The sequence below is a fragment of the Okibacterium sp. HSC-33S16 genome, assembly GCF_024171565.1.
Taxonomy (GTDB): Bacteria; Actinomycetota; Actinomycetes; order Actinomycetales; family Microbacteriaceae; genus Mycetocola_A.
Map to the genome: position 1 here is coordinate 489,382 of NZ_JALJZZ010000001.1, position 26,174 is coordinate 515,555.

The window sequence follows — 26,174 nt, forward strand, 5'->3', positions numbered from 1 at the left end:
TTCTCACGGCATCCCGCAGACGGACTTCACAAAGGCATAGAGCGCCTGGCGCGTGCTGTCATCGACGGGGAACCGCGAGACGCCGTCGATGCCGTCGATCCGCACACTGAGCACGAGCACGGTGCCAATCTTGTCTTCGGCGAGAGCGTGGCTGTCGCAGCGCGCGGGTCGAATGCGCAGATCCACGGTCTGAACAGCGGATGTCGCCTCCACCGTCAGCGAGAGCGGCCACCTCTCGGCTCCGTCGGCGGGTGCGAGCAGGGGAGTGGAGCCGACTCCGGTGAGTTGCACGGTGCCGTCGGCGCCGGTCGGCGTGAGCCGGAGGGAGAGCACCGCCACCGCGTCGTCGCCGGAGCCCTCAAGGCCCAGCGGGCCGGCGAGGTCGATGGCGGCAATCCGGTTGAGGCGAACAGTCACGCAGCCGGTGTCGTGAAGGCGGGGGAGAGTCGCGAGCGGATCATCGGGCGTCACCGTGACGGCGCGACTGCTTCCCGATGTCCGGACGGAGAGAGTTGGCGCCGCTGTGGACGCCGCGTCGCAGTCGAGGGCAGGGACGTCGGTTCTGAGATCGACGGTGCGCCCAGCATCGAGAGTGGTCGCGGACCATTCTGCGGCGTCGCTGAAACCGGCCCAGGTCAGGTCGGAGCGCGTGAGCGTCACCGCCGACGGCCCCCCGTTGATGACGCGGAGCACGAGTGTGCCGCTGGTGTAATCGGTGCGACCCTGCATCACCTCAAACCGCACACCGTCGAGCGGGGCCGGAGATGGGGCCGCCGAGCACCCCGCCAGCGCGGGAAGAAGGGCAGCGGCGATGACTCCTACCCAGAGAAACCGCCGCCGCATGACTGCCGCCACTCAGACCGGGGCGAGCCCCAGTGAGCGACCGACGAGGCCGCGACCGCGGGAGAGCAGTGCGTCGGCGACCGAACGGATCGCGACGCTCGCCGGGTCGTCCGGATGCTCGAGGACCACCGGCGCACCGGCGTCGCCACCGGCCCGCAACGGCACACTGAGCGGAACGCTCGCGATGAGCGGCACCGCGTCGCTATCTGCGCTCAAGCGGCGCGCGACCTCCGCTCCGCCACCCTCACCGAAGAGGGAGAGCACCGAGCCATCGGGTTGGGCCAGCCCGGCCATGTTCTCGATCACGCCAATGACCTTCTGGCCGGTTTGCCGGGCAACGATGCCGCTTCGTTCGGCGACGTCGGCGGCGGCAGGCTGCGGTGTGGTGACAACGAGGACCTCGGCGTTCGGAAGCAACTGGCCCAGCGAGATCGCCACATCACCGGTGCCGGGCGGCAGGTCAAGGAGCAGCACGTCGAGGTCACCAAAATAAACATCGGTGAGGAACTGGTTGAGCGTGCGGTGAAGCATCGGTCCGCGCCAGGCGACGGCCTGCGGTTTGGTGTCATGTCCTGCGGCCTGACCGAGGAACATGCCGATCGAGATGACCTTCACGCCGTAGCCGATCGGAGGAAGGATCATGTCTCCCACCTGTGTGGGTGTGGTGATGGTGCCCGGCTGCGCCGTGGCATCCGTCAGTCCTAACAGGCCGGGGATAGAGAAACCGTGCACGTCAGCGTCGACGATGCCAACGGAGAGTCCCCGCGAGGCCAGTTCGGCCGCGAGGTTAGCGGTGAGTGTCGACTTGCCGACGCCGCCCTTGCCGCTCGTGATGGCGTACACCCGGGTAAGCGAGTCGGGGCCGAATGGCATGTGCCTGGCTCCGCGCGAGCCGCGAAGTGATTCGGTGAGGGCGCGGCGTTCGTCTGCGGTCATCACGCCCACCGAGATGTCGGCGCGGGTGACGCCGGGCACACCAGCGACGGCGGCGGTGACGTTGCGTTCGATCGCCGTGGCGGCCGGGCAGCCGACGATGGTGAGTTTGATGGCGACCGAAGCCGTGCCGTCCTCGGTCACTGAGACGTCGCCGACCATGCCCAGCTCGGTGATGGGACGCCGGATTTCCGGGTCGATCACGGAGCTCAGCGCCGTGCTGACGCGGGAGACCAGATCAGCGGGGAGCATCGTCCTTGTCTTTCTCGAGTTCGTCGAGGAGGCTGCGCAGTTCCTGCCGGATGAAATCCTTCGACGCCATATCCTTCATGGCGAGCCGCAGGGCGACGACCTCGCGGGCAAGGTACTCGGTGTCGTTGAGGTTGCGCTCGGAGCGCTGGCGGTCCTGCTCGATCTGCACGCGGTCACGGTCGTCCTGCCGGTTCTGCGCCAGGAGGATGAGGGGGGCCGCATACGACGCCTGCAACGAGAGAATCAGCGTCAGTGCCGTGAAACCCAGGGCCGCCGAGTCAAAGCGGAAATTCTCGGGACCCCAGGTGTTGTAGGCGATCCACGCGAGGCAGAAGATCGTGAGCCCGGCCAGGAACCCCGGGGTTCCCATGGCACGAGCGACCCACTCGGTGAATCGACCGAACCTGTCGCGTGACTCACGTTTGCGCCCGGGAAGCATCGAGGTGCGAAGCCCCTTTGGAGCGTCGAGGCGCACGTCGTTCTTGCGGTTCCTAGCCACGAACTGCCCTCCTTCCCTGTGGTCTATGCGTCATCACTGGTTCATCGTCGTTCTGACTTCGCCAGTCTTCGGGCAACAGGTAGTCGAGGACATCGTCAATTGTCACCACCCCGACGAGTCTGTGAGTGTCGTCGACGACAGGCACCGAAACGAGGTCGTAGCTCGCGAGGATCCGTGACACCTCCGCGGCCGATGACTTGGCGGTCACCGGATCGAGGCTCTGGTCCATGATCGCGCCGAGCCGTTCGTGTGGCGGATAGCGCAGCATCCGCTGGAAGTGCACGATGCCGAGGTAGCGCCCCGTAGGCGGTTCATACGGCGGAAGCGTGACGCACACGGCGGCGCCAAGCGCCGGCGGCAGTTCCGGTCGCCGAATGAGTGCGAGCGCTTCGGCCACCGTGGAGTCGGCCGAGAGGATCACGGGCTCTGTCGTCATCAGGCCACCGGCGGTGTCCGGCGCGAAGGCGAGGAGCATGCGCACATCTTCGGCCTCTTCGGGCTCCATCAGTTCGAGCAGGTGTTCACCACGCTCAAGCGGAAGCTGCGCGATGAGGTCTGCCGCATCGTCTGGCTGCATCTGGTCGAGAACGTCTGCAGCACGCTCGTCGCCGAGTTCGGTGAGGATCGACACCTGATCGGACTCCGGCATCTCCTCGAGCGCGTCCGCCAGACGGTCGTCGGGAAGCTCTTCGACGACCTCGATCATGCGGTCCTGCGGCAGGTCGAGCAGGGTGTTGGCGAGGTCGGCCGGTTTGAGGTCGGAGTAGGTTGCGATGAGTTGCTCAGCCGATTGGGCTTCAGACCCGGTCTGCTTCTCCCGAATCTCGCGCCAGGTGGCGAAAGTGGTGGTTCCCTTGGCAAACGGCGACGCCGACAGCTTCGGCCTGCGCACAAAGTACTGGCTCACGGCCCACGCGCCCGGCCCGACTTCCTCAATGGCGACGTCTTCGATGGTGGCCTCGCCCGATCCGTCAACAAAGAGCACCTTGCGGCCGAGCAGTTCGGCGATCACTCGAACTTCACCGCCGCGCTGCTCAAAGCGGCGCACGTTGATGAGGCCCGTGGTGATGATCTGGCCGGAGGCGATCGACGTCACGCGCCCGATCGACACGAAGACGCGTCGTTTGCCGGGGATTTCGACGATCAGGCCGACCACGCGGGGCGGGTCGTTTTTTCGGTAGACCACGAGCACGTCACGCACCTTGCCCACACGGTCACCCGCGGGGTCGAAGACTGTGCACCCGGCCAACCGGGCGACGAAAACTCTCGAGCCACTCACCCCTCTAACTTAGTGCCGATTGCCGACAGAAGCTGGAGAGTCGGTGAAGCGGATGCCATGGGGCTGCGTTCAGCCCCATACCGGTGGGAGAATGGGAGAGTGAGCAATCCACAACAGCGCCGCGGCGCCAACCAGTACCCCTTTGAGGCCATGATTCCGCGGGGGGAAACCGTCGCAAGCTTCGAGAGCTACAAGCAGGCGCAGAGTGCCGTTGACACGCTCGCGCAAGCCGACTTTCCGGTGAAGCAAATCTCCATCGTCGGTGACGGGCTCAAGAGCGTCGAACGGGTAACCGGTCGCCTGAGCTACGGACGCACCGCCGGAGCCGGCGCGCTGAGCGGCGCCTGGCTTGGCCTCTTCTTCGGGCTGCTGCTCATCATCATCAACCCCGCAGCCAACTTCACGTTCGTCGGCGCAGCTGTGCTCATCGGTGCCGCATTCGGCATGATGTTCTCCGTCGTCTCCTACGCGCTCAATCGCCGCCGCAAGGACTTCACCTCGGTGATGCAGGTGATCGCCACGAGTTATGCGGTCACGGTCGCCCCCGAGCTGGCCAACCGCGCCCGCAACCTCCTCGATGGATCGGCGCAGGAGCAGCAGCAGCCGTAAGACCGGTTCTTACACGACACAGGCCGTGCCCGAGGGGCGCGGCCTGTGTCGTGTATCGAGTGAGCGGTTAGCGCTGCGAGCCGGCGATCCAGGCCTCAACGTCGTCTGCCGTGCGCGGAATCGCGGCAGAGAGGTTCTCTGCGCCGTTCGCGGTGACGAGGATGTCGTCCTCAATGCGCACGCCGATTCCGCGGAACTCCTCCGGCACGCTGAGGTCATCGGGCTGGAAGTACAGGCCAGGCTCGATGGTGAAGACCATGCCCTCCTTCACTTCGCCGTCGTGGTACATCTCCCGGCGGGCGCGAGCGCAGTCGTGAACGTCGAGCCCGAGGTGGTGGCTCGTGCCGTGCACCATGTAGCGGCGGTGGAACTGTTTGGTGGGGTCAAGTGACTCCTCGGCGCTCACCGGGAGCATTCCCCACGCAGCCGTGTGCTTCGCGATGACCTTCATGGCTTCGGCGTGCACGTCGCGGAAAATGATGCCGGGGCGAACAATCGCGAACGCAGCGTCTGCGGCTTCGCGCACCGCTTCGTAGACCGCGCGCTGCACGTCAGAGAACCGACCGTTGGCGGGGAGCGTCCGGGTGATGTCTGCGGTGTAGAGGCTGTCGACCTCGACGCCGGCGTCGAGGAGCATGAGGTCGCCCGGCACGACGGGGCCGTCGTTGCGGGTCCAGTGCAGGATGCAAGCGTGCGGCCCGGACGCGGCAATGGTGTCGTAGCCGACGGCGTTGCCGTCGAGTCGCGCGCGGGTGTAAAACACGCCCTCCACCGCACGTTCGCCGCGCTCCTCGGCGGTGATGCGCGGGAAGTCGGCGATGACGTCGGTGAAGCCTCGGGCCGTTGCGTCGACGGCGAGGCGGATCTGCGCGATCTCGAACTCATCCTTAACGAGCCGCATCTCCGAAAGGAAGGTGGACAGTTCGTCGTCCTCATTAACCGTCAGATCGGCATCCGTCGTGTGAAAATCTTCGAGCGCAGCGGTACGGATGTCGAGGTCTGCGGCGACCTGCGCCAGCGAGGGACGCGGGCCGATCCAGAACTCACCGATGGCCGGGTTGGCATAGAACTCGCTCGAGCTGCGATCAGCGCGCTCCCGGAAGTAGAGCGTGGCGTCGTGGCCATCACCGGCGGGCTCCAGCACCAGCACCGAATCGGGTTCGCTGTCGGCGCCCCAGCCGGTCAGGTGGGCAAATGCCGAGTGCGCACGGAACGGGTAGTCGGTGTCGTTGGAGCGTTCCTTGAGCGAACCGGCTGGCACCACAATGCGCTTGCCGGTGAAGGCCGCGGAGACGAGCGCACGGCGCTTCGCAGCGAACGGGGCCTGCTCGCGTGCGGCGGGCAGTTCGTCAACCCGGTCGGCCCAGTTGGAGCCGATGTAGTCCTGAAACTCGGTTGACGCCGGGGTGGTGGAGCGGTTTGACGTGCCCCTGGGCTCTTCGCTCGTGGTTTCTTCGCTCGCCGGCGCGACGCCGGTGGTGGATTCGATGGTTTCGCTCTGCATCCCTCCATTGTCCACCCGACGGCGGGGCAGAGCGAGGCCCGCCTGGTTAGCCTTCGGCGGGTGTGCGGCTTAACTGCACGATGACCGGGCGGTGGTCGCTACCGGTGCCGTCGACCTCGGTCGCTACCCGCATGCCCGTGACCGTCCAATCCGGCGTCGCCATGACATGGTCGATCGGAGCGCCGAGCAGTGCAGGAATTTTGCTTGGCCAGGTGCCGACCGCGCCGTTGCCCGACGCGCGGCCCGCGTCGACACACGCACCGAGGGTCGCCTCATCGGTCGAGCCGAGCCCGGCCATGTTGTCGACGGTGGCGTTGAAGTCTCCCGCCATGATGACGCTGCCTGCGACACACTGGTTGGAGAGCCAGTCGAGGTCGTCGCGCCAGTTCTCCATCTGGCCGTCGATGGGCGCAACGGCGTGGGCGGCCACGATGGTGGGGCCGTCGCCATTAATCGGCTTCACGATGACGGTCGGCAGAACCTTGGTGTTTTCGCTGCGCTCTTCGTTGCTCGTGACCTTCGTGTAGTCGCCAAGGTCGGGGCTCACCAGGACCGTGGTTGAGCGAGCAGGAGAGATCTGGTCGAACCATTCGGTGTGCACCCACATGGGTCGACCGACGTCGCGCATCGCCTCGGCGATCTCGATCCCTGTCTCCTGGGTGGTCTCGGGCAGTGAAATCACATCGACGTCCGCCTCGACGGCGAGCTTTGCTACAGCCGCAGACCCCGGTGCGTCACCGAGGGTGTTCCAACTCATTACGGTAATCGAATCCGGTGCCTTGTCGGCGAATTCAACAGTGCCGAAACCACGACCATTTAGAATCACGACGTTGACAATCGCGAACGCAACGAGCAGCACGACCATGGTTCCCGCGAAAGCACGAAGCGGGCGCGCCGCTGCCAGCAGGAGAAAAAGGACGGCGGCGAGAACGGCACCGGCGGTGACAAGTGAGCGCATGCTAATGACCTGGGCGAGGATCCATGTCGTGTGGAAGCCGAACAGGCTGGGCCAGGTGATGATGAGAAGCAGTACAGCGACCGCGATGGTCACAACGGCGCCGAGGAACTTGAGCATTGTGAGCCCCACACTATCGATACCAGCCGTCACCCGGCTGGGAACCGCGCCGGTGCCTGGAGCTGCCTCTGTGCCCCATACACTGGCTCTATGTCAGGGGATATGTTGTTCCGCGGGCCCAGTGACCTGCACACGCACTCGCGGGTATCGGATGGCACGGAATCACCGTCCCGGCTGGTCCGCGAGGCGGCGGCTGCAGGGCTTGGCGCAGTCGCACTGACCGATCACGATTCGACGGCCGGCTGGCATGAAGCGTCCGGTGAAGCGCAGAAGCAAAACATCACGTTCATCCCGGGGATGGAATTCAGCACGCGCTACGGCTACAAGAGCGTCCATCTGCTTGCGTACCTCTTCGATCCGCTGTCCGCTGATCTCGTGGCCGAGACAGCGCGGATCCGCGAGTCACGTCTCAAGCGCGCGGAGTCCATCGTGCGGCGCATTGGCGTCGACTACGACCTTGACTGGGACGATGTGCTTGCCCAGACCACGCCAGGGGCGACAGTGGGACGTCCGCACATCGCCGACGCTCTCGTCGCGCGGGGGCACGTGCCGACGCGAAGCGAAGCGTTCACCGGCATCCTGCATCCACGAAACGGCTATTACCTGCCGCACTATGCCCCCGACCCGCTTCTTGCGGTGACGCTGGTGCGTCGGGCCGGGGGAGTGCCCGTCATTGCTCACCCGGCGACGCGCGGGCGGGACGCCATGATCGACGAGCAACACCTGTCACAGCTCGTCGACGCCGGCCTGTTCGGTCTCGAGATCGATCATCGTGAGAACACGGACGACGGCAAGGTGCGGCTGCGGGAACTGGCGAAGAAATTTGGTCTCGTCCTGACCGGGTCAAGTGACTACCACGGTGCGGGCAAGCCCAACCGTCTCGGTGAGAACACCACGGCGGATGAGGTTCTCCAGGCGATCATCAATGAGGGAACCGGTTCGAGCCCCGTCTACCCCGGCGCGCGGTAGCGCAGGCGTTCTGCTGCGGCGTTGCTCCGTCAGTAGTGGCGATGCCGTTCGTTGCTCCGCCAGTTGTGGCGAGGAAAGTCAACCTTTTCTCGCACATAGTGACCGAGATTCTGGTGCGACGATCAGTAATGACCGAGCGCTAGCGCATGGGCATTGCCGCGGCGTTATTCGGTCAGTAGTGGCGGTGGGCGTTCGCTGCTCCGTCAGTTGTGGCGACAGTTGTGGCCGTGCTGATCGTTGCTCCGTCAATAGTGGCGACAGCTGTGGCGAGGTAACTCGTTGCTCCGTCGGTAGTGGCGACGCAGAGCGTTGCTCGGTCGATTGTGGTGAGGAAAGTCGACTTTTTCTCGCGCATAGTGACCGAGATTCCGCTGGAACGACCAGTAGTGACCTCGATTTCGCGTGAGTGACCGTTTCTGACCGAGCACCGCCGGTCAACCACCAACACACAGGCCCGCCCGACACATGGTCGAACGGGCCTGCTTAAGGTGGACGAGTTGCTACTCGGGGCGGTTCGTGCGCCGACGAGTGCGGGTGCGACGGCGAGGACCGCTGTTGCCGTCGTGGTGCTCTGTACCCTGGCCGTCGTGAGTGCCGGCGGCGACGGGAGCCTCATCGCGAGTCGCTTCCGTGGAGGCCGGCGCGGTGCGAGTGCGCGTCCTGCTCCGGCTCGAACCACGTGACCCGCCGTCTGTGCGTGCGCTGCCCTCGCGACGTGCGCCGTCGCGTGAACCGGTGCGCTTCTCGGACGGGGCACCAGATGCAGTGGATGCCTTGAGCCGGCCCTTGGTTCCCTCGGGAATGTTGAGGTCGGTGAAGAGGTGCGGGCTCGACGAGTACGTCTCGGTCGGCTCCGGCTGACCGAAGTCGAGCGCCTTGTTAATGAGCGCCCACTTGTGCAGGTCGTCCCAGTCCACGAAGGTCACGGCAATACCGGTCTTGCCGGCGCGGCCAGTGCGACCGACGCGGTGCAGGTAGGTCTTCTCGTCTTCGGGAATCGTGTGGTTGATCACGTGGGTGACGTCGTTGACGTCGATTCCGCGCGCCGCGACATCCGTTGCAATGAGGACGTCCTTCTTGCCCGCCTTGAACGCGGCCATGGCCCGCTCACGCTGCTCCTGACCGAGGTCGCCGTGCACGGCGGCGGCGTTGAAGCCGCGGTCGTTCAGTTCCTCGACGAGCTTCGCTGCCGCACGCTTGGTTCGGGTGAAGATGACGGTCTTGCCGCGTTCTTCAGCCTGCAGGATGCGGGCGATGACCTCGTCCTTGTCCATGTTGTGTGCGCGGTAGACGAGGTGCTTGATGTTGGCCTGGGTGAGGCCCTCATCGGGGTCAGACGCGCGGATGTGGATCGGCTTTGACATGAACCGACGCGCCAGCGCGACGATCGGGCCCGGCATGGTTGCCGAGAAGAGCATCGTGTGCCGGGTAGCCGGGGTCTTCGAGAAGAGCTTCTCAATGTCGGCCAGGAAGCCGAGGTCGAGCATCTTGTCGGCCTCGTCCAGCACCATCTCGCGCACGTTCGAGAGGTCGAGGAGTCGCTGGTTGTTGAGGTCGATCAGGCGGCCTGGCGTGCCGACGACAACCTGCGCGCCTGCCTTGAGCTGCTCGATCTGGCCCTCGTATGCCTTACCGCCGTAGATCGAGACGATCTTGGTCGGGCGGTTGCCCGCTGCGAGCTCGATGTCCTCGGTGACCTGAACGCAGAGTTCACGGGTCGGAACAACGATGAGCGCGACAACGCCGGGAGCCGGGTCGCTGCCGATGCGCTGGAGAAGCGGAAGGCCGAACCCGAAGGTCTTGCCGGTTCCGGTCTTCGCCTGGCCGATGATGTCCTGCCCGTCGAGGGCGAGGGGGATGGTCTGTTCCTGGATGGGGAAGGGCGAGAGGATGCCCTTCGCCGCGAGGGCGTCGGCCATATCCTGGTCGACGCCGAGGTCAGTAAAGTTCACGTTTATAGTTGCCTGTTCATGCATAAAAGAGGTCTACGCCCTGCATGTTTACCCAGGCGTAGGGTCCCGATCCGTTGCCGGGACAGTTCCACACTACCCGAGCACCTATGCTTGAGCCGTGGTTTCATGGTTTCGCTATCCCCGGCCGGGTGCGCCGCTGCCCCGACTTCGGTCACGTGCAAGCCACCTCGTCTCGACCAAAGTTGACTTCGCCGAACTGGCTCCGGACACCTCGAGCTATCTCGGCCTCGTCGCTTATCTCCAGCTCGGCTTCTTCCAGTCGATCTCCATGGTCTCCGCGATCAGCGAGTTGGCGGCGAAGGAGACCCTCTCGACGGCTGCAGGTTTTGCGCTGGCCAAACACCACGGTCTCGTCGCCGAGATCCGTCGCCGTGGCGAAGACCCGACCGAGGCAATGGCACCGTATGTCTCTCGAGTTGACCGTTTTCTCACTCTGACGCGCGGAGCATCCGTCAATGAGAATCTGCTGAGCATCTACATCACGCAGGGATTTCTCGACGATTTTTTTATTCGGCTCTCGGACGGGCTGCCGCACGATTCGGGCGCGCGGTATGCAAGCCTTCTCGGAGCCGATTCCGGTGCGGCCGGGATTGTGTCGTTATTGACGGATGCCATCGGCGTCGATCCCAAGCGCGCTCATTTCCTTGCCATGTGCGGCAGGCGACTGCTGGGCGACACCCTTCTCCTCGCGCAGTCTGCGCTCGTTCTCGAGGGTCACAGCGAGTCGGAGGAAGCGCGCATCGAACCCGTCTTCACCGAACTGATTGCGACGCATACGCGGCGCATGGACGCCCTCGGCCTCACGGCCTAAGCAGGTCGTCGACCGACGCGAGTTCGACGACGCCAGCGACGCGCCCGGCGAGCTCATTCTCGAGCGTCACAAACGCGTCACCCTGCAACTGGGTGAGCGCGATGTACTCGGCGTCGTAGGTCGAGGACCAGCCGAGTTCATCGGCGACGATCCAGGCGCGGCGTCGGAGAGCAGAGTCGCCGAGGAGGCGGATCGACAGGTCGGAGAAGCGGGCCAGCTGGGCCATCGCGTCGTGCGGATCCAGTTCGCCGCGCGCCACGGCTTCGTGGAGCAGTGACAGCAGTTGGGATCGAATCAGGCTGGGAGCCAGGAGGGAGTGGGCGGGAGCCACCGAGAGTTTCTCGTGCAAGAGATGCAGCACAACCGAGGCGTCGACCACAAACCGTGTCATCTGTGTCGACCATGTGCCGGGACCATGGTTTTACTTTCGCACGAACCGCGTTGGCCCAAAAGGGCAATTGCCGACCACGAAGAGTTGTGAGACACGAATGGCCGGGCGCTCATGCGCCCGGCCATTGATGTGTGTGCTTCTGCTGCGTCAGCCACCTAGAGCGACAAGTCGCTTCTCGTCTGACGTCGCTCGTGTGCGTCCGAGAACCAGTGCAACGACCGCCGAAACGACGGCGGAGGCCAGCAGGGTGACGACCCAGATCATGCCACCGTCCCACGCCCAGCCGAGCCAGGTCAGACCGAGCCAGACGACACCGGCGACGATGCCGCCGATCGCGGGCATCAGGGCAACCCCGTGCGTGTCGCGCCGCGGCGCCAGGTACCTGGCGCCTGTTCCGAGCGCGATGCCGAACAGCATGATGAAGAGGAGTTCCACGAGGACTATCCGACGAAGCCGATGCGGCGGGTTTCTTCGCTGCCGATCTCGACGTAGGCGAGGCCAGCGGTGGGGATGATGTAGCTCTTTCCCTTGTCGTCGCTGATTGTGAAGTAGCTCTTGCTCGAGTCGAGAGCGTCGGCGATGAGCTTCTCGATCTCTGATGTCGACTGGGACGACTCAAAGCTGAGCTCGCGACCGCTGTTCGTAATACCGATACGGATTTCCACTTGGCAGCACCTTTCGTTGCGTTACGCCCCACATTACGGCAGTTGATCAACGGCCCTCGACCTCGGGGCACTCGCCGAGAGCGAACAGTGCGGCGGTGCGTCCGGGGGATGTCGGTGGTGGCGAATAGCGTGGTCGTGTGGCTATTCGAGGATTCCAGATCGAGCGCGACGTTCACACCGTCAGCGACACCGTTTCCCTCGATGAATCACAGCGAGCGGCCGTGAACCTGGCTGACGGTGCGTCCGCCGCTGTGTCAGGAGCGCCCGGCAGCGGGAAGACCACCACCGTGGTCGAACTCGTCGCCGATCGCATTCTTCACCGGGAATACAATCCGGGCGAGGTGCTTGTCCTCGCTCCGAACCGGCGTGCTGCTGCACGGTTGCGTGACCGATTGGCCCTGCGAATCGGCGTTCCGACCCCGGGCCCGCTCGCCCGGACCTTGAGCTCGGTCGCGTTCTCCATCGTCGGCGCTCGAGCGGCGCTCGAGGGGTATGACGCCCCGAGGCTGCTCACCGGAGCCGAGCAAGACACCGTGCTTGCCGAGATGCTCGCCGGGCATGAGCTTGACGGCACAGGACCTGCATGGCCCGACCCGTTGGTTGCCGACGTTCGCCGGCTGAAGGGCTTCCGCACCGAATTGCGCGAGCTGATGATGCGCACCGTCGAAGCGGGGCTCCGCCCCGAATCGCTCGCCGGCCTCGGCCGGGCACACGGACGCGAGGAGTGGGTCGCGGCCGCCCGTTTCATCGACGAGTACGAGCGCGTCGTCGACAGTTTCGGCACGCAGTACCTCGACTCAGCGGAGCTCATCGCCCAGGCCACGGCCGAGCTGCGCCGCGGTTTCGGGTTGGAGGGTATTCGACTCGTTGTGGTCGACGACCTGCAGGAGCAGGGCAGCAGTGCGCTCACCCTCCTGGGCGTGCTCGCCCGCCGCGGTGTATCCGTGGCTGCTTTCGGTGATCCTGACGTTGCGGCCACGACGTTCCGCGGGTCGGATCCGGCCGCACTCGGTTCACTCGGCGCAACCCTCGGGGTACCCGTGACTGCGCTGACGCTGAGCACCGTGTACCGGCACGGGCCGGGCCTCCGCACGGTCGTGCAACAGATCACCAGTCGGGTCGGCGCTGCGGGCACTGTGGTTCATCGCTCGGCGGCGGCGGCGGCCACCGAGGGTGTTGACGTCGACGAAGCCGTCATCCCACCGGTTCTCCGGGTCGAGGCAACGTCAACAGCCGCGGAATACCAGGCGCTCGCGCGTGTGCTCCGTGAGCACCATCTCTTCGGTGACATCCCGTGGCGGAGGATGGCAATCATCGTGCGCTCCGGCGCGACGATTCCACAGCTGTCGCGCTCGCTCGCCCTCTCCGAAGTGCCGACCTCAACCCCGGCGGGCGGGCGTAACATCCGTTCTGAGTTTGCGTCAGGCCAGCTCATCGACGCTGTCGCACTGGCGCTCGGCCGCATGCAGCCCGACGCCGACCTTCTCACACGCCTGATCACCGGTCCACTGTGCGGACTCGACCCGGTTGCGCTTCGACGGGTACGGCTGGCCCTCCGCCACGAGGAAATCGCCGGCGGAGGAAATCGCTCCGGCGACGACCTGCTGATCGACGCGGTCGCTCAGCCCGGGCGGTTCGCCACCATCGACTCTGCGGCCGCCCGCGCTGTGGGTCGATTCGCGACAACTTTGGCTCAGGCCACCTCCGAAGGAGCGGCAGGCGCCAGCGTCGAAGAACTCTTCTGGTTGTTCTGGGAGCGCAGCGGCCTGGCCGCGTCCTGGTCAGCGCAAGCGCTGGGCTCAGGATTGGCCGCTGACGAGGCCAACCGACACCTCGACAGCGTGATGGCGCTGTTCACCGCTGCCAAGCGCTTTGTGGAACGGAACCCCGCCGAGCCCGCAGGCAGGTTCATCGACGAGGTACTCGCCTCTGAGGTGCCTGAAGACTCCCTGACGCCGCAGGCCGCGAGCGACGCCGTCTTCATCGGAACACCGAGCGGTGTGGTCGGTGCGGAGTTCGACGTGGTCGTCGTCGCCGGGCTCCAGGACGGTGCCTGGCCCAACCCACAGGTGCGCGGCACCCTGCTGTACCCGCAGCAACTCAGCCAGGTGGCCGCTGGATTGCCGGTCGCCGATCTGGACGCCCGCGCCGAGGTGATGTCAGACGAGCTGCGGATGTTCGCCCTCGCGGTGTCTCGGGCCCGCCACCAGGTCGTGCTCAGCGCCGTCGTGAACGACGACGAGCAGCCTTCGGCTTTCCTTCGTTTCCCAGCCATTCGCGCCAGTGAGGTGCGTCGAACGGCTGACGCGCGGCATCCGTTATCGCTTCGAGGCATGGTGGGTGTTCTCCGAAGGCGATTGGTGACCACCGGTGATGCGGGCGCGGCCGAGGCGCTGGCCAGGCTTGCGGCCGAAGGCGTTCCGGGCGCCGACCCGAGGGAGTGGTACGGGTTGCTCGACCCGTCGACGACCGAACCGCTCGTCGACCTCACCGATCCTGACGCCCGGGTATCGGTCTCGCCGTCGAAGCTCGAAACCTTCGAGAAATCACCGCTCGCCTGGTTCATCGATACCATGGCCGCTGCCCCATCGGGACTTGCCGCTGGAATCGGAACCGTCGTACACGCCGCCATGGAGCATGCGGGTCACATTCCCGCGGGCGAACTGACGCCGGCCGACGTCAGCGTCGAAGCGTTGTGGCAACAGATCGACGCACACTGGTCGGAGCTGTACTTCGAGTCACCGTGGCTGGCGGAGCGGCAGCGACGTACCACGCACCAACTGGTGGAGGGGCTGAGCCAGTACCTCACCAATTTCCTCGCGGCCGGAAGTGAAACGATCAGCGCCGAGGGCACCTTCGCCGTTGAACTCGGGCAGGTCACCCTGTCTGGCAAAATCGACAGGGTCGAACGGATGCCCAACGGTGAGGTTGTCATCGTTGACCTCAAGACGGGCAAGAATGCGCCGACAAAGTCCCAGGTCGCCGATAACCCGCAACTGGGCGGCTACCAGCTCGCTCTCGCCGCGAATGCGATCGAGGGCACGTCGGCCGACGATGCATCGGGCGGAGCAGCCCTGCTGTACGTGTCTGGCGGAGCGAGGGGGAAGTCCTACAAGGTGCTCGCCCAGCAAGCGATGACCGACGAGCAGCGAGCCGATTTCGCCGAGCGCGTGGTTGCCGCAGGCACCGGCATGGCCGCCGCCGAGTTCGTCGGCGTGCAAGACCTTGACGAACGAGACCCGAAAGCAGGTTTCATGTACCGAATCCACCTCGTGGCGGCGGTGTCCGCATGACCCGGCCGACCTACTCCGCCCGCGACATCGCCGGGCTTCTCTCGCTCCCGTCGCCCACAGACGAGCAGGTTGCGGTCATTGAGGCGCCGCTCACCCCGGCCCTGGTTGTCGCGGGAGCGGGCAGCGGTAAGACCGAAACCATGGCTAACCGCATCGTCTGGCTGCTCGCCAACGGTTACCTTCGCGTTCCTGAAATCCTCGGCCTCACCTTCACCCGTAAGGCCGCCGGTGAGCTCGCCACCCGGGTGCGCGAACGCATCGGTCAGCTGCAGGACGCCATTGCCGACACCGACGAGGCTGCCGACATCGACGTGCTCGAAGCGCCGTCCATCGCGACATACAACTCGTTTGCGAGCAGTCTCTTTCGGGAGTATGCCCGGCTCATCGGTCGTGAGCCCGACCAGACCGTCATTACCGAGGCATCCGCCTGGCGGCTCGCCCGGTCCATCGTCGTGGGCAGCACCGACGAGCGGCTCCCCGCCCTGGACAAGAGCGTCGACCAGATCACCGCAGCGGTCATCTCACTCAGCCATGCCCTGAGCGACAACGATATTTCACATCGAACGGATGCCATTCGGCACTTCTCCGAGGAATTCGCAGGTATCGCAGCCCTCGATATTCACGATGGCACTCGTTCCAAGAAGACACCGTTTGCGTGCGTGACCGACTCGGTGCGCGACGTCAGCGCGCTGGGCGTCCTTCTCGACCTCGCCGAGAAGTTCGCGGATGAAAAACACCGCCGTGGATACATGGAGTTCAGCGACCAGGTGTCGCTCGCGCTGGAGATTTGCCGCCGGGTGCCTCGCGTGGTTGACGAGTACCGCGCCCGGTTCAAGGTCGTCATTCTCGACGAGTACCAGGACACCGCCGTTGTGCAAACCGACCTGCTCGCCATGCTGTTTTCCGGTCACGCCGTGATGGCCGTAGGCGATCCCAACCAGTCGATCTACGGCTGGCGGGGAGCGTCAAGCGCCAACCTCGCGCGCTTCGCCGAGGACTTTGGCCGTGCAGGGGGAGCAGCCACCTTCGCTCTCTCCACCAGCTGGCGCAACTCGGCCCGTGTTCTCGACGCGGCCAACGCCATCGTCGCGCCGCTGCCGGTTGCCGCCTCCGTTCCGGTGCAGCGACTCACGTCGCCGCCGTGGTCCGGTAACGGCGACGTTCGCGTTCTCTTCCCTGAGACGGTCGTCGACGAGGCCGATGTCGTGGCCGGCTGGCTCGCCGCCGAGCTCGAACGGCCGGCCGCCAACGGCTCACGCCGCAGCGCCGCCATGTTGTGCCGGTCGCTCAAGAACGTCACGGTCTTCACCGAAGCGCTGGCCCGCCACAACGTTCCTTTCCACATCCTCGGCGTTGCTGGACTTCTCGAGCAACCGGTCATCGTCGACCTGGTCTGTGCACTGCGGGTACTCAACGACCCCACCGCAGGCAGCGAGTTGATCCGACTGTTGACCGGGGCGCGCTGGCGTATCGGAGCCAAAGATATCCAGGCGCTCAGTTCGCTGGCGCGCTGGCTCGCCGACCGCGACCTGTCGCAACAGCCCATCTCCGCTGAGGTCAAGCAAAAGCTCTTCGAATCGGCCTCCTCTGACGACGGCAAGTCCATCGTTGACGCCCTTGATTTCCTGCAGACCGCGCCGGCGACCCACACAGCGCTTCGACAGTTCAGCGAGACAGGGCTTGAGCGCATGCGGGCGGCGTCTCGCCAACTGACCGCACTCCGCAGACGCTCCGGACTCGACCTGTACGACCTCGTCAACCTCGTCGTGCAAGAGTTCCTGCTCGATATCGAGGTTGCTGCGAACGACCAGTCGCCACTCGGCCAGCCCAGCCTTGATGAGTTCACCGAACAGATTTCGTCGTACCTCTCTCTCGACGAAAGCGGCTCCCTCGGCTCCTTCCTGTCCTGGCTTGCCGACGCGGAGCAGCGCGAGAACCTCAGCCCCCGCGGCGAGGACCCCGAGCCTGGCACTGTGCAGATCCTCACCATCCACGGCTCGAAGGGACTGGAGTGGGACAGTGTCGTCGTTCCTCGGATGGTCGCCGGTGAGCTGCCGTCGCCCCTGCGCAGCAAGCGTGGTTGGACGGCTTTCGGCGAGCTGCCGTTCGAGTTCCGCGGTGACCGCCATGAGCTTCCGGTCTTCGCCTGGCGTGGAGCGGCCACCCAAGCCGACGTTGACGACGCCTATGCGCAGTTCGGCAGCGATCTCGACGCCCGAAACGATGCTGAGCAACGCCGGCTGGCCTACGTGGCGGTCACGCGCGCCAAGGACGCTCTCCTGGTGACCGGCTCGTTCTGGGCAGCACAGAAGCAACCTCGCGGCCCGGGTGCGTTCCTCACCGAGATCGTCGACGCCGTACCGGGATCCTGCGATGAGCTTCCCGAGCGCCCGCAGGCTGAAGAAAACCCGTTGGCGGCCGACGAGAAGTTCGTGGTGTGGCCGCTCAACCCGCTCGGAGCCCGCGCCGACGCCGTGCACGCAGCGGCCGCCGCGGTGCGCGATGCTGACCCTGCCGGAGACACTCCGTGGTCGGGCGACATTGACCTGTTGCTGGCCGAACGTCGCCGCCGCCTGCACACCGAAGAATATGTGGCGATGCCTGACCGGGTACCCGCTTCCCGGTTTAAGGACTTTGTGACGGATGCTGCGGGGCTGGCAGCGCGATTACGTCGCCCCCTTCCAGAGAAGCCGTACCGCCAAACCCGGCTCGGCACCCTGTTCCACAGCTGGGTGGAACAGCGGTCGGGGATCGCCGGTGGGCAGGAGAGCCTCGACGCCGACCGGTTTGAACTTGACAGTGATCCCGACTCAGGCTCGGGCACGGGGGAGGGCACGCTCATGCCCGTTGAGCAGCAGGAGCTCGACGCCCTGCAGGCGCTCCAACGCACGTTTGAGGCCTCCGAATGGGCCGACCTCCAGCCGATCGACGTCGAGCGCGAAATCAACTTTGTGCTCGAAGGGCAGATCATCATCTGCAAGCTCGACGCCGTCTACGAGCGCAACGGGCGGTTCCAGATCGTGGACTGGAAGACTGGTCGCGCACCGAAGACGTCCACTGAGCTCGACGAACGCCAGTTCCAGCTTGCCCTGTACCGCCAGGCCTACGCCGAGTGGAAGGGTGTGGATCCCGAGCTCATCGACGCCGTGTTCTACTACGTCGCTGACGACCTGGTGCTGCGGCCGGAGAACCTCTACTCGGCTGACGAGCTCGGTCGACGTTGGGTCAACGGAGTGATCTCCCCCGACTCCGCTGCCTCGAGTGTCGAGAAGTCCAGTTCGGCGGTGTAGGCGTCCGGCGCCGAGTCGGAGCCGGACGAGTTCGCAGTGCCGGCCGAACTCGCAGGGCTGGCGGTGCCAGCCGAACTCGCCGGGCGCGAACGGGCATCGGCGGTTGGGTGGTCCGCATCCTGCGCGACCCGAGACGCCGCGGCTGCCTGCTGCACGCTGACGAGGTTGATGGGGCCGGTCTCGATCGCATCCGTGTTCGACAAAGAATTCGCGTTCGTGTCTTCGTCGCGCGTGCTCCGGCCGGCATCATCCGCAGCTAGCGCTTCTTCGAGCTGTGAGCGGTCGTAGCTGTCGGTCTCCATGGCGATACCGCTCGACGACGGAGCGGAACCGCGTGTCTGGGGCGTGTGTGCGAGCATCTCTTCGACATCGGCGACGGCCATGATCGGACCGGTCTGCGGTGACAACGGGTGCATGAGATCGCCAAGCACATGGTCGACCAGTCCATCGAGCAGCGAAACGGCGTCATCAATGACCTGCTGGTCACGAGTGTCGACACCGTGCAGGAGCCAGCGAGCGAGCTCGAGTTCGGCGTGAAGCATTGAGCGCTGGCTGATCAGGCGGTCAGGGTGCCGGGTGGCGCTCAACCGGTAGGCGGCCAGGACGCTGTCTGCGGCCTCGCCCGCGCCGCTGAGCCAGTGCAGGTCGCGGGCCGGGTCGCCAACGCGCAGGGAACCCCAGCCGATGACGCCCGTCACGATGGGACCCACCTCGTGGTCAGTGATGACGAACGACTCGGCGCTCAGCGAGCCGTTGATCACCGTCGGCTGGAACTGCCAGAGCGCGTCGTCTGCGGCCGCGTCGGTCCAGCGCTGCTTCACAGCCGCGGGAAGCAGCCGAGTCGCCGCGGCGCGTTCGATGATGTTGTGTGCCGCCGTGCGGCAATCTGCTGCGGTCAGCGCCGGCAGCCCGACCTCCGCAACGAACGAGCCGGGAAGCGAGTGAATGGCGGCAATGGCCGCGCCGATCGAGGTGGCGACACCGTCACCGGCAGGAATGCGTGCGGCGTCGACGTTGTATCCCGGAAGGTAGTCGTACACGACGGCCCGGGTGCCGCGGATCGATGCCTGGCCCTGCACCGTTGGTACGTCAAACGGCAGGCGGCTGCGGATTCCGGCGGTCATGGCGGAGAGCGCAATCAACTCGACCGACTGGTCACTCGCCGACTGCTCGTTGGCGGGAACACGGATGACGAGTTCACGATCGTCTGTTGTGCGCAACAGCGCCGAATCGAAGTCGCCGGTCTGGCCGTGACCGAACGGGCCGCTTCCTACGAGCTGCAGGTCCGCGACAGCTGATGTTGCCAACGCGGCTAGAGTTAGATGCGATCTGGCCATGGCATCTAGGTTAGGTCGCCGAGCGGCGTGGCAGCCACACGCCACGCCCTTCTGAACCGGAGTGTATGTCGTTGATTCCTGCCGCACTCGCTGATCTCCCGCTGACACCGAGCGCCGTAGACCGCGACGCTGATCTGAGGGAACGTCCCGATCTGTTCGCCGAACTCGCGACAGACCCGGCCTCCCGCGTCCTCGTGTTGTGGCGGGGACGGTTGCTTCTCGACGGCGACGACATGCGATTCTTCCCGGCCGACGTCCCGGTGGGCGACTCGACGCTTGCCTACCTCGGACGCACACTGGTTGACGCCCCATCGCTTCCCACCGGAACACGCGTGGTGCTCGCCATCGCTCCCGACGACGTTGCCCGGGCTCTCGAAGCTGATGAGGAGAAGTGGGTCACGTTCCGCACGGCGGCACCGCTCCTCAGCGAGCCGTTCTCGAGCCTCGGAACCGAAGCGGTCGCCCTCTCCAACTGGCACCTGAGCTCCGCCTTCTGCCCCCGCTGTGGGTCAGCCACTCAACCGCAGAGTGCCGGATGGGCCCGGCGCTGCCTGGCGTGCAAGAACGAGATCTTCCCCCGCACCGACCCGGCCATCATCGTTCTCGTTCTCGACGATGACGACCGCCTCCTGCTCGGCTCGAATATTCTCTGGCCCGAAGGCCGGTACTCTCTGCTGGCCGGGTTCGTGGAGGCCGGAGAGTCGCTCGAGCAGGCCGTCATCCGCGAAATTCTCGAGGAGGCCGGGCTGCACGTCACCGACCCGCACTATCTCGGCTCACAGGCCTGGCCGTTCCCACGGTCGATCATGCTCGGGTTCTCCGCCCGGGTGGCCCCCGGCCAGGACCCGGCAGCAATCGAACCGGACGGCGCCGAGATCGTCGACCTGCGCTGGCTCAGCCGAAACGACCTTCGGGCCGAGGCGTCGACCCTGCTGCTTCCCGGCTCCACCTCGATCGCTCGAGCCCTCATCGAACACTGGCTTGCCGCTGACGGCGGCCCGTCACTGGACGAGGCCGCGCGGGCCGCGACCACCCGATCGGAGTTGACGCAGGCAGAGGACGCTGCGCACACCGACCCCATCACCGAGGCGGATTCCGGAACCGAGGCCGAGCCAGCCCCTCCGACCGACGCTTCGGCACCGGGGACGACCGAATGACGGCATCCGTCACCGAACCATCAGCGCTCCTCGCCGGGCTGGACGACGACCAGAGAGTCGCGGCCGAAGCCCTGCGCGGACCGGTCTGCATTCTCGCCGGAGCCGGCACCGGCAAGACCCGGGCGATCACGCACCGCATCGCATACGGAGTCGCGACAGGAACCTACGCGGCCAACCGGGTGATGGCGCTCACCTTCACCAACCGCGCGGCCGCTGAGCTGCGGGGGCGACTCCGCCACCTCGGCGCCGGATCGGTGCATGCCCGCACCTTCCACGCCGCAGCGCTCAGCCAGCTCAACTACTTCTGGCCGCACACGGTTGGCGGCACCATGCCCGCCCTCATCAACAGCAAGGGCCGGATGCTCGGTCACGCGGCAGAACGGCTGCGGCTCAAACTCGACACGGCGACCCTGCGAGACATCGCCGCTGAGGTGGAGTGGCGCAAGGTGTCCGGCCTGAGCGTCGCACAGTACGCCGCAGCGGGCCGGCCGGCGCCGCAGGGCCTCACCGGCGAACAGGTCGCCGACATGCAGCAGGCCTACGAAGACCTGAAGGACGAGCGCAAGCAGCTCGATTTCGAAGACGTGCTCCTCGCCTGCGCGGGCATGATCGAAACGGAGCCCGCCGTCGCCCTGCAGGTTCACGAGCAGTACCGGTTCTTCGTGGTTGACGAGTACCAGGACGTGTCGCCGCTTCAGCAGCAGCTCCTGGACCTGTGGATCGGCGCCCGCAACGACGTCTGCGTGGTCGGTGACGCGAGCCAGACCATCTACTCCTTCGCCGGCGCGAAGAGCGACTATCTTCTCGATTTTCCTTCGAGACATGCGGATGCCACCGTCGTGCGTCTCGAACACAATTATCGGTCGACGCCGCAGATCGTTGACACCGCCAACCGGCTGATGCGCGGACGAACGGGTGCGCTCACGCTCCAAGCTCACCGGTCCGCTGAAGCCCAGCCGACTCCGGAAATCACCGCGTACCCGCACGACCTGGCCGAGGCGCGTGGCATCGCGCAGTCGGTTCTCGCCCAGATCGCCTCGGGCGTCAAGCCGGAGAACATCGCGATCCTCTACCGCATCAACGTGCAGGCCGCAGCGCTGGAGACCGCGCTCAGCGATGTGGGAGTGCCGTATCTGCTGCGCGGAAGCAAGCGGTTCTTCGAGCTGCCCGAGGTGCGCCAGGCGATCCTCACCCTACGCGGCGCCTCGGTGTCGGTCACCGGCGAACCGCTGTTCAAGTCGGTGTCTGACGTGCTTCGCTCGCTGGGCTGGACCCAGACCGCACCCGAGACCGCCGGCGCGGTACGGGACAAGTGGGAATCGCTCAACGCCATCATGGGTCTCGTCGATCAGATGCCCGCTGGCACCACGTTCCGGCAGTTCACCGATGAGTTGCTTGAACGCCAGGCCGGCCAGCACGAGCCCACGGTGTCTGCCGTCACCCTCGCGACGCTGCACTCGGCGAAGGGCCTCGAGTGGGACGTCGTGTACCTCCCTGGGCTCAGCGAGGGCCTCGTGCCGATCAGTTACGCGAAAACGTTCGAGCAGATCGACGAGGAGCGGCGCTTGCTCTACGTCGGAATCACCCGAGCGCGGTCGCGGCTCTTCCTGTCATGGGGGGAGCAGTCGGGCCGCGGGTCTCAGCTTCGGGAACGGTCTCGGTTCCTGACAGAGATCGGCATCCGCAATCCGGGTGTTGCCGGTGCTCGACGCGGCGACCCGTCAACGAATTCGCGTCGAAACTGACGCTCGCGAAGGCGAGGTCTGAGCTGCCGTTCCTGAGCCGGGCCTCCACCAGCCGCACGGCGAGCCCGGCAACGGTGCTGACGAGCGGCTCGCGTTCCGACACCGCACCCTGCCCGAGGAGCTGTGAGGCGATGGCCGGCCACGCCGGATCACGGTCGGCGGTCCACCGGGCCAGGCAGTGCAGGCACGGGCCGACACCCGGCTCGACCAGTGGTCCGATCCGCACCCCGGTATCGGTGTAGACCACGGCAAGATGCGGGATGTCGCGGCTCAACCAGCGGATGTACCGGCTCGGTTCCAGCACATGGTTCGCAACGAGAATCGCCAGCCGTGGCCGACGCGGTCGGAACGCATCCGCGTGAGCGGACCCCGCGTTGGCGTACCCGGTGTTCGCGTACCCAGCGTTGCTGAACCCTGCGTTGGTGGATGCCGTGCTCGTGAACCCGGCGCTGGCCAGCAAATCACGAACCAGCTGCGCGGTTGGGCCTGTGCCCTCGACGACACACGCCCCGTCGCTCGACCGAAACGGTTCCGGGCTCAGGGCGGGTGAGATCCGTTCGAGGAACTCGGGCAGTTCTCCGGGAGGAAGACCAACTTTGAGGGCCAGCCGATCGAGTTCCTCGCGGCTGACACCGGCCATCAGCGCGCCGATGATCTGTTCAAACGGTCGGCTGACGTCGACCAGTGTGGCCACCGGGGTTTCGGCGCCGATCTGAATCGACGTGGTGTCTCGCCACACCACGGGGTAGTGCGGATCGAGTCGAAGGAACATGCTCGACATCCTGCCGCAGCGCGGTTGCGGCCGAAAAAGTTATCCACAACAGCCCGGGTCGAGCGGTCTCCGGCTAGACGTTCGGTGGTGTCTCGTCGTTCGAGCCGAGCGATCCGCCGCTCTCCCCGCGGAGCAGGTCTTCGAGCGCGGTGTCGAACTCATCGGGCTCGGGCACCTCGCCGCGGGCACGCGCCTCCAGCCGCTCGATCAGAGACGTCGGGTCGTCGATGTCGCCAGCCGAGGGGATGAGATCGGGGTGCGACCACAGGGAGTCCCGCTGTTCGTTACCGACAGCATCCGTTATTTTCTGCCACATCGCCGCAGCCTCGCGCAACCGACGAGGGCGAAGCTCGAGGCCGACAAGCGTGGAGAACGCAGACTCCGCGGGGCCACCGGTCGCCCGGCGACGCTTCACGGTCTCGGCGACAGCGTCAGACTTCGGCAACCGCGACGTGGCAGCCCCGGTAACCACGTCGACCCAGCCCTCAACGAGCGCGAGGGTGGTCTCCAGTCGAGCCAGCGTCGCGAGTTGAGCGTCAGTCTTCGGCGGAATCAGCGACCCGTCGACCATTGCCTGGCGCAACTCTTCGGGGTTGGCGGGGTCAAAGCTGTCGGCGAGTCCCTCGAGACGTTCCGTATCGATACGGATGCCACGGGCAAACTCAGTGATGGACGAAATCAGGTGCAACCGCAACCAGCGTGCGTGCCGGAAGAGTCGCGCGTGCGCGAGTTCGCGCACCGCCAGATAGATCTGCACCTGGTCATCGGCAATGTCGAGACCTTCGCCGAACGCCGCGACGCTTTGGGGGAGGAGCGCGGCCTGGTTGTCGTCGAGCAACGGAATGCCGATGTCGCCGCCGGAGACCACTTCCTTCGACAGCTGGCCAACCACCTGTCCCAGCTGCATGGCGAAGAGCGCACCGCCGATGCTGCGGAGCAGGCTGCTCGCGCCCTGCACCATGCTCTGCATTTCCTCGGGCGCCTGCTCACTCAACACTCGAGTGAGCGCGTCAGAGATGCTCGTGGCAACGGGCTCAGCGAGCTGGGTCCAGACCGGCATCGTGGCTCGGACCCACTCGCCGCGGGTCATCAGCTTGGGAACACTCGTGAGCTCGGTGATCTGGGTCACATCGTCGAGCCAGAGGGCTGCGATGTGGAAGGCCTGGTCGAGCTGGGCGCGCTGCTCGGGCGACGTGGGAACAGCGCTCGCCGTCGCGATCTGAACGGCCTGGTCGGTGGCGACCTGCCAGTTGATACCGCCGTCACTTGCTCCGCGCATGGCGTTCTGCAGCTGGCCGAGCATCGCCTGGATGCTGGCCGGATCGGCGGGCAGGCCTGCGGCGCCAGCAAGCTGGCTCGGATCGACCCCGCCCTTCCCGGACAGGAAATCCCGCAGCATGTCGCGGAACTCGTCCTCGGGATTGTTGTCAGGTACGTCGGGCACTGAGGCCACCTTTCAGACATCGTGCGGTTGCTCGATCTACGCTAGTGCGTGAACCTCTGAGTTTCGCGTGGCTTCCCCCTGCTGGTGTCCGCCCGCCGCGAACAGCACGAAAGGCCGCAGTGACCCTCTTTCCCCCGACGCCATCGGACACCGACGAACAGCACGCGGCAACTCCCGCTGAGCGCGCCCGAGCCGAGCGGGCCCGCATCCGCTCCCGCCGAGGCTGGCTCGCTCTGGGCATCTCGTTCCTCGTGGTGCTCGTGCTGGCACTTTGGCCAACGTCGTACGTGATCCAGCAGCCCGGTCCGGTTTTCAACACCCTGGGCAGTGTCGAGGTCAAGGACAAGACGGTCCCGATGATCACGGTGGACGGCGCCGAAACCTTCGAGACCGATGGTGCACTCGATATGCTCACCGTCCAGGCGGTGGGTAACCCCGAGCAGCGACCCAACTGGTTTGAAATCAGCCTCGCCTGGTTCAACCCGAGCAAGACAGTAGTGCCGCTTGAGGCGATTTTCCCGGTCGGCGAGACCACCGAGGAACGCGATGCCGAGAACGCGGCACTCATGGTGGACTCGCAACAGGACGCCGTGGCCGCCGCGCTGTCGACGCTCGGCTACGACTTTCCAGCCCAGCTCACCGTTGGGCAGGTGGCCGAGGGCACTCCCGCCGATAGCCAGCTCAAGGTCGACGACGAGCTCGTCAGCGTGAACGGGGAAGCGGTCTCCGATCTCCCGTCGCTCCGTGCCGCCATCGCCGCAAACGGCACCGAAGCAGCAGCCGTGTTCGGCATTGTGCGTGGGGGAGTCCCGATGAACATTTCGATCACGCCGACGCCGGCCACCGCCGCCGACGGCACTGAGACCGGCATCATTGGCGTCGCCACCAAAATGGTCTACGACTTCCCGATCGACGTGACCATCCAGCTCGACAATGTTGGTGGACCAAGCGCCGGAATGATGTTCGCACTCGGCATCATCGACAAGCTCACCGAGGGCGAACTCAACGGCGGCCAGCACGTTGCGGGAACCGGCACAATCGACGCCAGCGGAACGGTGGGTGCCATCGGCGGCATTCGGCAAAAGCTGTTTGGGGCCCGAGACGCAGGAGCACGCTACTTCCTTGCTCCCGAGTCGAATTGCACCGAGGTCGTTGGACATGTCCCCGACGGCATTCGGGTCTTCAGCGTGGGCACGCTTGAGCAGGCCGTCACCGCGCTCGATGCGATCGCCGACGAGTCGGGACTTGACGCCCTGCCTACCTGTGAGTGAGCGGTGACCGTGCCCTTCCCAGCTCGGGCCGGTGAAAGTGCCCAATAGACTGGAATTCCGAC

At 65.7% G+C, this 26,174-nt stretch carries 21 protein-coding genes and 1 pseudogene; 8 read left to right on the forward strand and 14 right to left on the reverse strand.

Annotated features, from left to right (window positions below):
• Positions 1 to 3: 3 nt before the first annotated feature.
• Genes L1277_RS02390 through L1277_RS02405 form a run of 4 tightly spaced genes read right to left on the reverse strand, consistent with a single transcriptional unit; the run spans position 4 to position 3,806 of the window.
• Positions 4 to 843, reverse strand: coding sequence for a hypothetical protein (locus L1277_RS02390; protein ID WP_253374746.1), 840 nt, complete (start codon positions 841 to 843; stop codon positions 4 to 6).
• Positions 844 to 855: 12 nt separating this feature from the next.
• The gene (locus tag L1277_RS02395) at positions 856 to 2,028 is read right to left on the reverse strand and encodes a P-loop NTPase (protein WP_253374747.1); all 1,173 of its coding nucleotides are present in this window, start codon (positions 2,026 to 2,028) and stop codon (positions 856 to 858) included.
• On the reverse strand, positions 2,015 to 2,467 hold the full coding sequence (locus tag L1277_RS02400; protein ID WP_253375268.1) for a DUF1003 domain-containing protein: 453 nt from the start codon (positions 2,465 to 2,467) through the stop codon (positions 2,015 to 2,017). Before L1277_RS02400 ends, L1277_RS02395 begins: the two co-directional genes overlap by 14 nt.
• Positions 2,468 to 2,519: 52 nt before the next feature.
• Positions 2,520 to 3,806 carry a magnesium transporter MgtE N-terminal domain-containing protein gene (locus tag L1277_RS02405; protein ID WP_253374748.1) on the reverse strand — a complete coding sequence of 429 codons (1,287 nt, stop codon included), beginning with the start codon at positions 3,804 to 3,806 and terminating at the stop codon, positions 2,520 to 2,522.
• Positions 3,807 to 3,905: 99 nt separating this feature from the next.
• Between L1277_RS02405 and L1277_RS02410 the strand changes: the two genes are divergently transcribed.
• Complete coding sequence (locus tag L1277_RS02410; RefSeq protein ID WP_253374749.1) at positions 3,906 to 4,415, forward strand: general stress protein; 510 nt, start codon at positions 3,906 to 3,908, stop codon at positions 4,413 to 4,415.
• Positions 4,416 to 4,482: 67 nt separating this feature from the next.
• Here the strand turns inward: L1277_RS02410 and L1277_RS02415 are convergent, their stop codons facing one another.
• Together L1277_RS02415 and L1277_RS02420 are read right to left on the reverse strand one after the other, a co-directional pair.
• On the reverse strand, positions 4,483 to 5,919 hold the full coding sequence (locus L1277_RS02415) for an aminopeptidase P family protein (RefSeq protein ID WP_253374750.1): 1,437 nt from the start codon (positions 5,917 to 5,919) through the stop codon (positions 4,483 to 4,485).
• Positions 5,920 to 5,965: 46 nt separating this feature from the next.
• A complete protein-coding gene (locus tag L1277_RS02420; RefSeq protein WP_308215071.1) occupies positions 5,966 to 7,006 on the reverse strand; it encodes an endonuclease/exonuclease/phosphatase family protein in 1,041 nt (346 codons plus the stop codon).
• 78 nt (positions 7,007 to 7,084) lie between these two features.
• On the opposite strand from L1277_RS02420, the gene L1277_RS02425 reads away from it, so the two are divergent.
• A complete protein-coding gene (locus L1277_RS02425; protein WP_253374751.1) occupies positions 7,085 to 7,963 on the forward strand; it encodes a PHP domain-containing protein in 879 nt (292 codons plus the stop codon).
• Between the two features lie 172 nt (positions 7,964 to 8,135).
• Here the strand turns inward: L1277_RS02425 and L1277_RS02430 are convergent, their stop codons facing one another.
• Positions 8,136 to 8,318, reverse strand: coding sequence for a hypothetical protein (locus L1277_RS02430; protein ID WP_253374752.1), 183 nt, complete (start codon positions 8,316 to 8,318; stop codon positions 8,136 to 8,138).
• Positions 8,319 to 8,463: 145 nt separating this feature from the next.
• On the reverse strand, positions 8,464 to 9,882 hold the full coding sequence (locus L1277_RS02435) for a DEAD/DEAH box helicase (protein WP_256481410.1): 1,419 nt from the start codon (positions 9,880 to 9,882) through the stop codon (positions 8,464 to 8,466).
• Positions 9,883 to 10,033: 151 nt separating this feature from the next.
• Between L1277_RS02435 and L1277_RS02440 the strand changes: the two genes are divergently transcribed.
• Entirely contained in the window at positions 10,034 to 10,747 is a 714-nt protein-coding gene (locus tag L1277_RS02440; RefSeq protein WP_253374754.1) for a ferritin-like fold-containing protein, read from the forward strand.
• Here the strand turns inward: L1277_RS02440 and L1277_RS02445 are convergent.
• The 3 genes from L1277_RS02445 to L1277_RS02455 form a co-directional block, all read right to left on the reverse strand.
• Positions 10,737 to 11,138 carry a type II toxin-antitoxin system VapC family toxin gene (locus L1277_RS02445; protein WP_253374755.1) on the reverse strand — a complete coding sequence of 134 codons (402 nt, stop codon included), beginning with the start codon at positions 11,136 to 11,138 and terminating at the stop codon, positions 10,737 to 10,739. The genes L1277_RS02440 and L1277_RS02445 overlap by 11 nt on opposite strands.
• Before the next feature lie 147 nt (positions 11,139 to 11,285).
• Positions 11,286 to 11,573: a hypothetical protein gene (locus tag L1277_RS02450; RefSeq protein ID WP_253374756.1), complete on the reverse strand. Its 288-nt coding sequence runs from the start codon at positions 11,571 to 11,573 to the stop codon at positions 11,286 to 11,288.
• A 5-nt stretch (positions 11,574 to 11,578) separates the two neighbouring features.
• Positions 11,579 to 11,803, reverse strand: a complete 225-nt coding sequence (locus tag L1277_RS02455; RefSeq protein WP_253374757.1) for a DUF3107 domain-containing protein — start codon at positions 11,801 to 11,803, stop codon at positions 11,579 to 11,581.
• Between the two features lie 137 nt (positions 11,804 to 11,940).
• Between L1277_RS02455 and L1277_RS15740 the strand changes: the two genes are divergently transcribed.
• Entirely contained in the window at positions 11,941 to 15,096 is a 3,156-nt protein-coding gene (locus L1277_RS15740; protein WP_253374758.1) for a UrvD/REP family ATP-dependent DNA helicase, read from the forward strand.
• Positions 15,093 to 18,386 (forward strand): ATP-dependent DNA helicase, encoded by a 3,294-nt coding sequence (locus tag L1277_RS02465; RefSeq protein ID WP_253374759.1) that lies wholly within the window; start codon positions 15,093 to 15,095, stop codon positions 18,384 to 18,386. The genes L1277_RS15740 and L1277_RS02465 overlap by 4 nt, the downstream gene beginning before the upstream one ends.
• On the opposite strand, the gene L1277_RS02470 is transcribed toward L1277_RS02465, so the two are convergent.
• Entirely contained in the window at positions 18,290 to 19,693 is a 1,404-nt protein-coding gene (locus L1277_RS02470; protein WP_253374760.1) for a phosphotransferase, read from the reverse strand. The genes L1277_RS02465 and L1277_RS02470 overlap by 97 nt on opposite strands.
• 95 nt (positions 19,694 to 19,788) lie before the next feature.
• Here L1277_RS02470 and nudC point away from each other — a divergent pair, with 95 nt between their 5' ends.
• Positions 19,789 to 20,880 (forward strand): NAD(+) diphosphatase, encoded by a 1,092-nt coding sequence (gene nudC, locus L1277_RS02475; protein WP_253374761.1) that lies wholly within the window; start codon positions 19,789 to 19,791, stop codon positions 20,878 to 20,880.
• Positions 20,877 to 22,625, forward strand: a complete 1,749-nt coding sequence (locus L1277_RS02480) for an ATP-dependent helicase (protein ID WP_253374762.1) — start codon at positions 20,877 to 20,879, stop codon at positions 22,623 to 22,625. Before nudC ends, L1277_RS02480 begins: the two co-directional genes overlap by 4 nt.
• Here the strand turns inward: L1277_RS02480 and L1277_RS02485 are convergent.
• Together L1277_RS02485 and L1277_RS02490 are read right to left on the reverse strand one after the other, a co-directional pair.
• Positions 22,597 to 23,406 (reverse strand): annotated as a pseudogene (locus L1277_RS02485) (hypothetical protein); the annotation flags it as partial. The gene L1277_RS02480 and the pseudogene L1277_RS02485 sit on opposite strands and share 29 nt — an antisense overlap.
• A gap of 64 nt (positions 23,407 to 23,470) precedes the next feature.
• Positions 23,471 to 24,841, reverse strand: a complete 1,371-nt coding sequence (locus L1277_RS02490; protein ID WP_374110146.1) for a zinc-dependent metalloprotease — start codon at positions 24,839 to 24,841, stop codon at positions 23,471 to 23,473.
• A 119-nt stretch (positions 24,842 to 24,960) separates the two neighbouring features.
• Between L1277_RS02490 and L1277_RS02495 the strand changes: the two genes are divergently transcribed.
• The gene (locus tag L1277_RS02495) at positions 24,961 to 26,112 is read left to right on the forward strand and encodes a S16 family serine protease (RefSeq protein WP_253374763.1); all 1,152 of its coding nucleotides are present in this window, start codon (positions 24,961 to 24,963) and stop codon (positions 26,110 to 26,112) included.
• Positions 26,113 to 26,174: the final 62 nt, after the last annotated feature.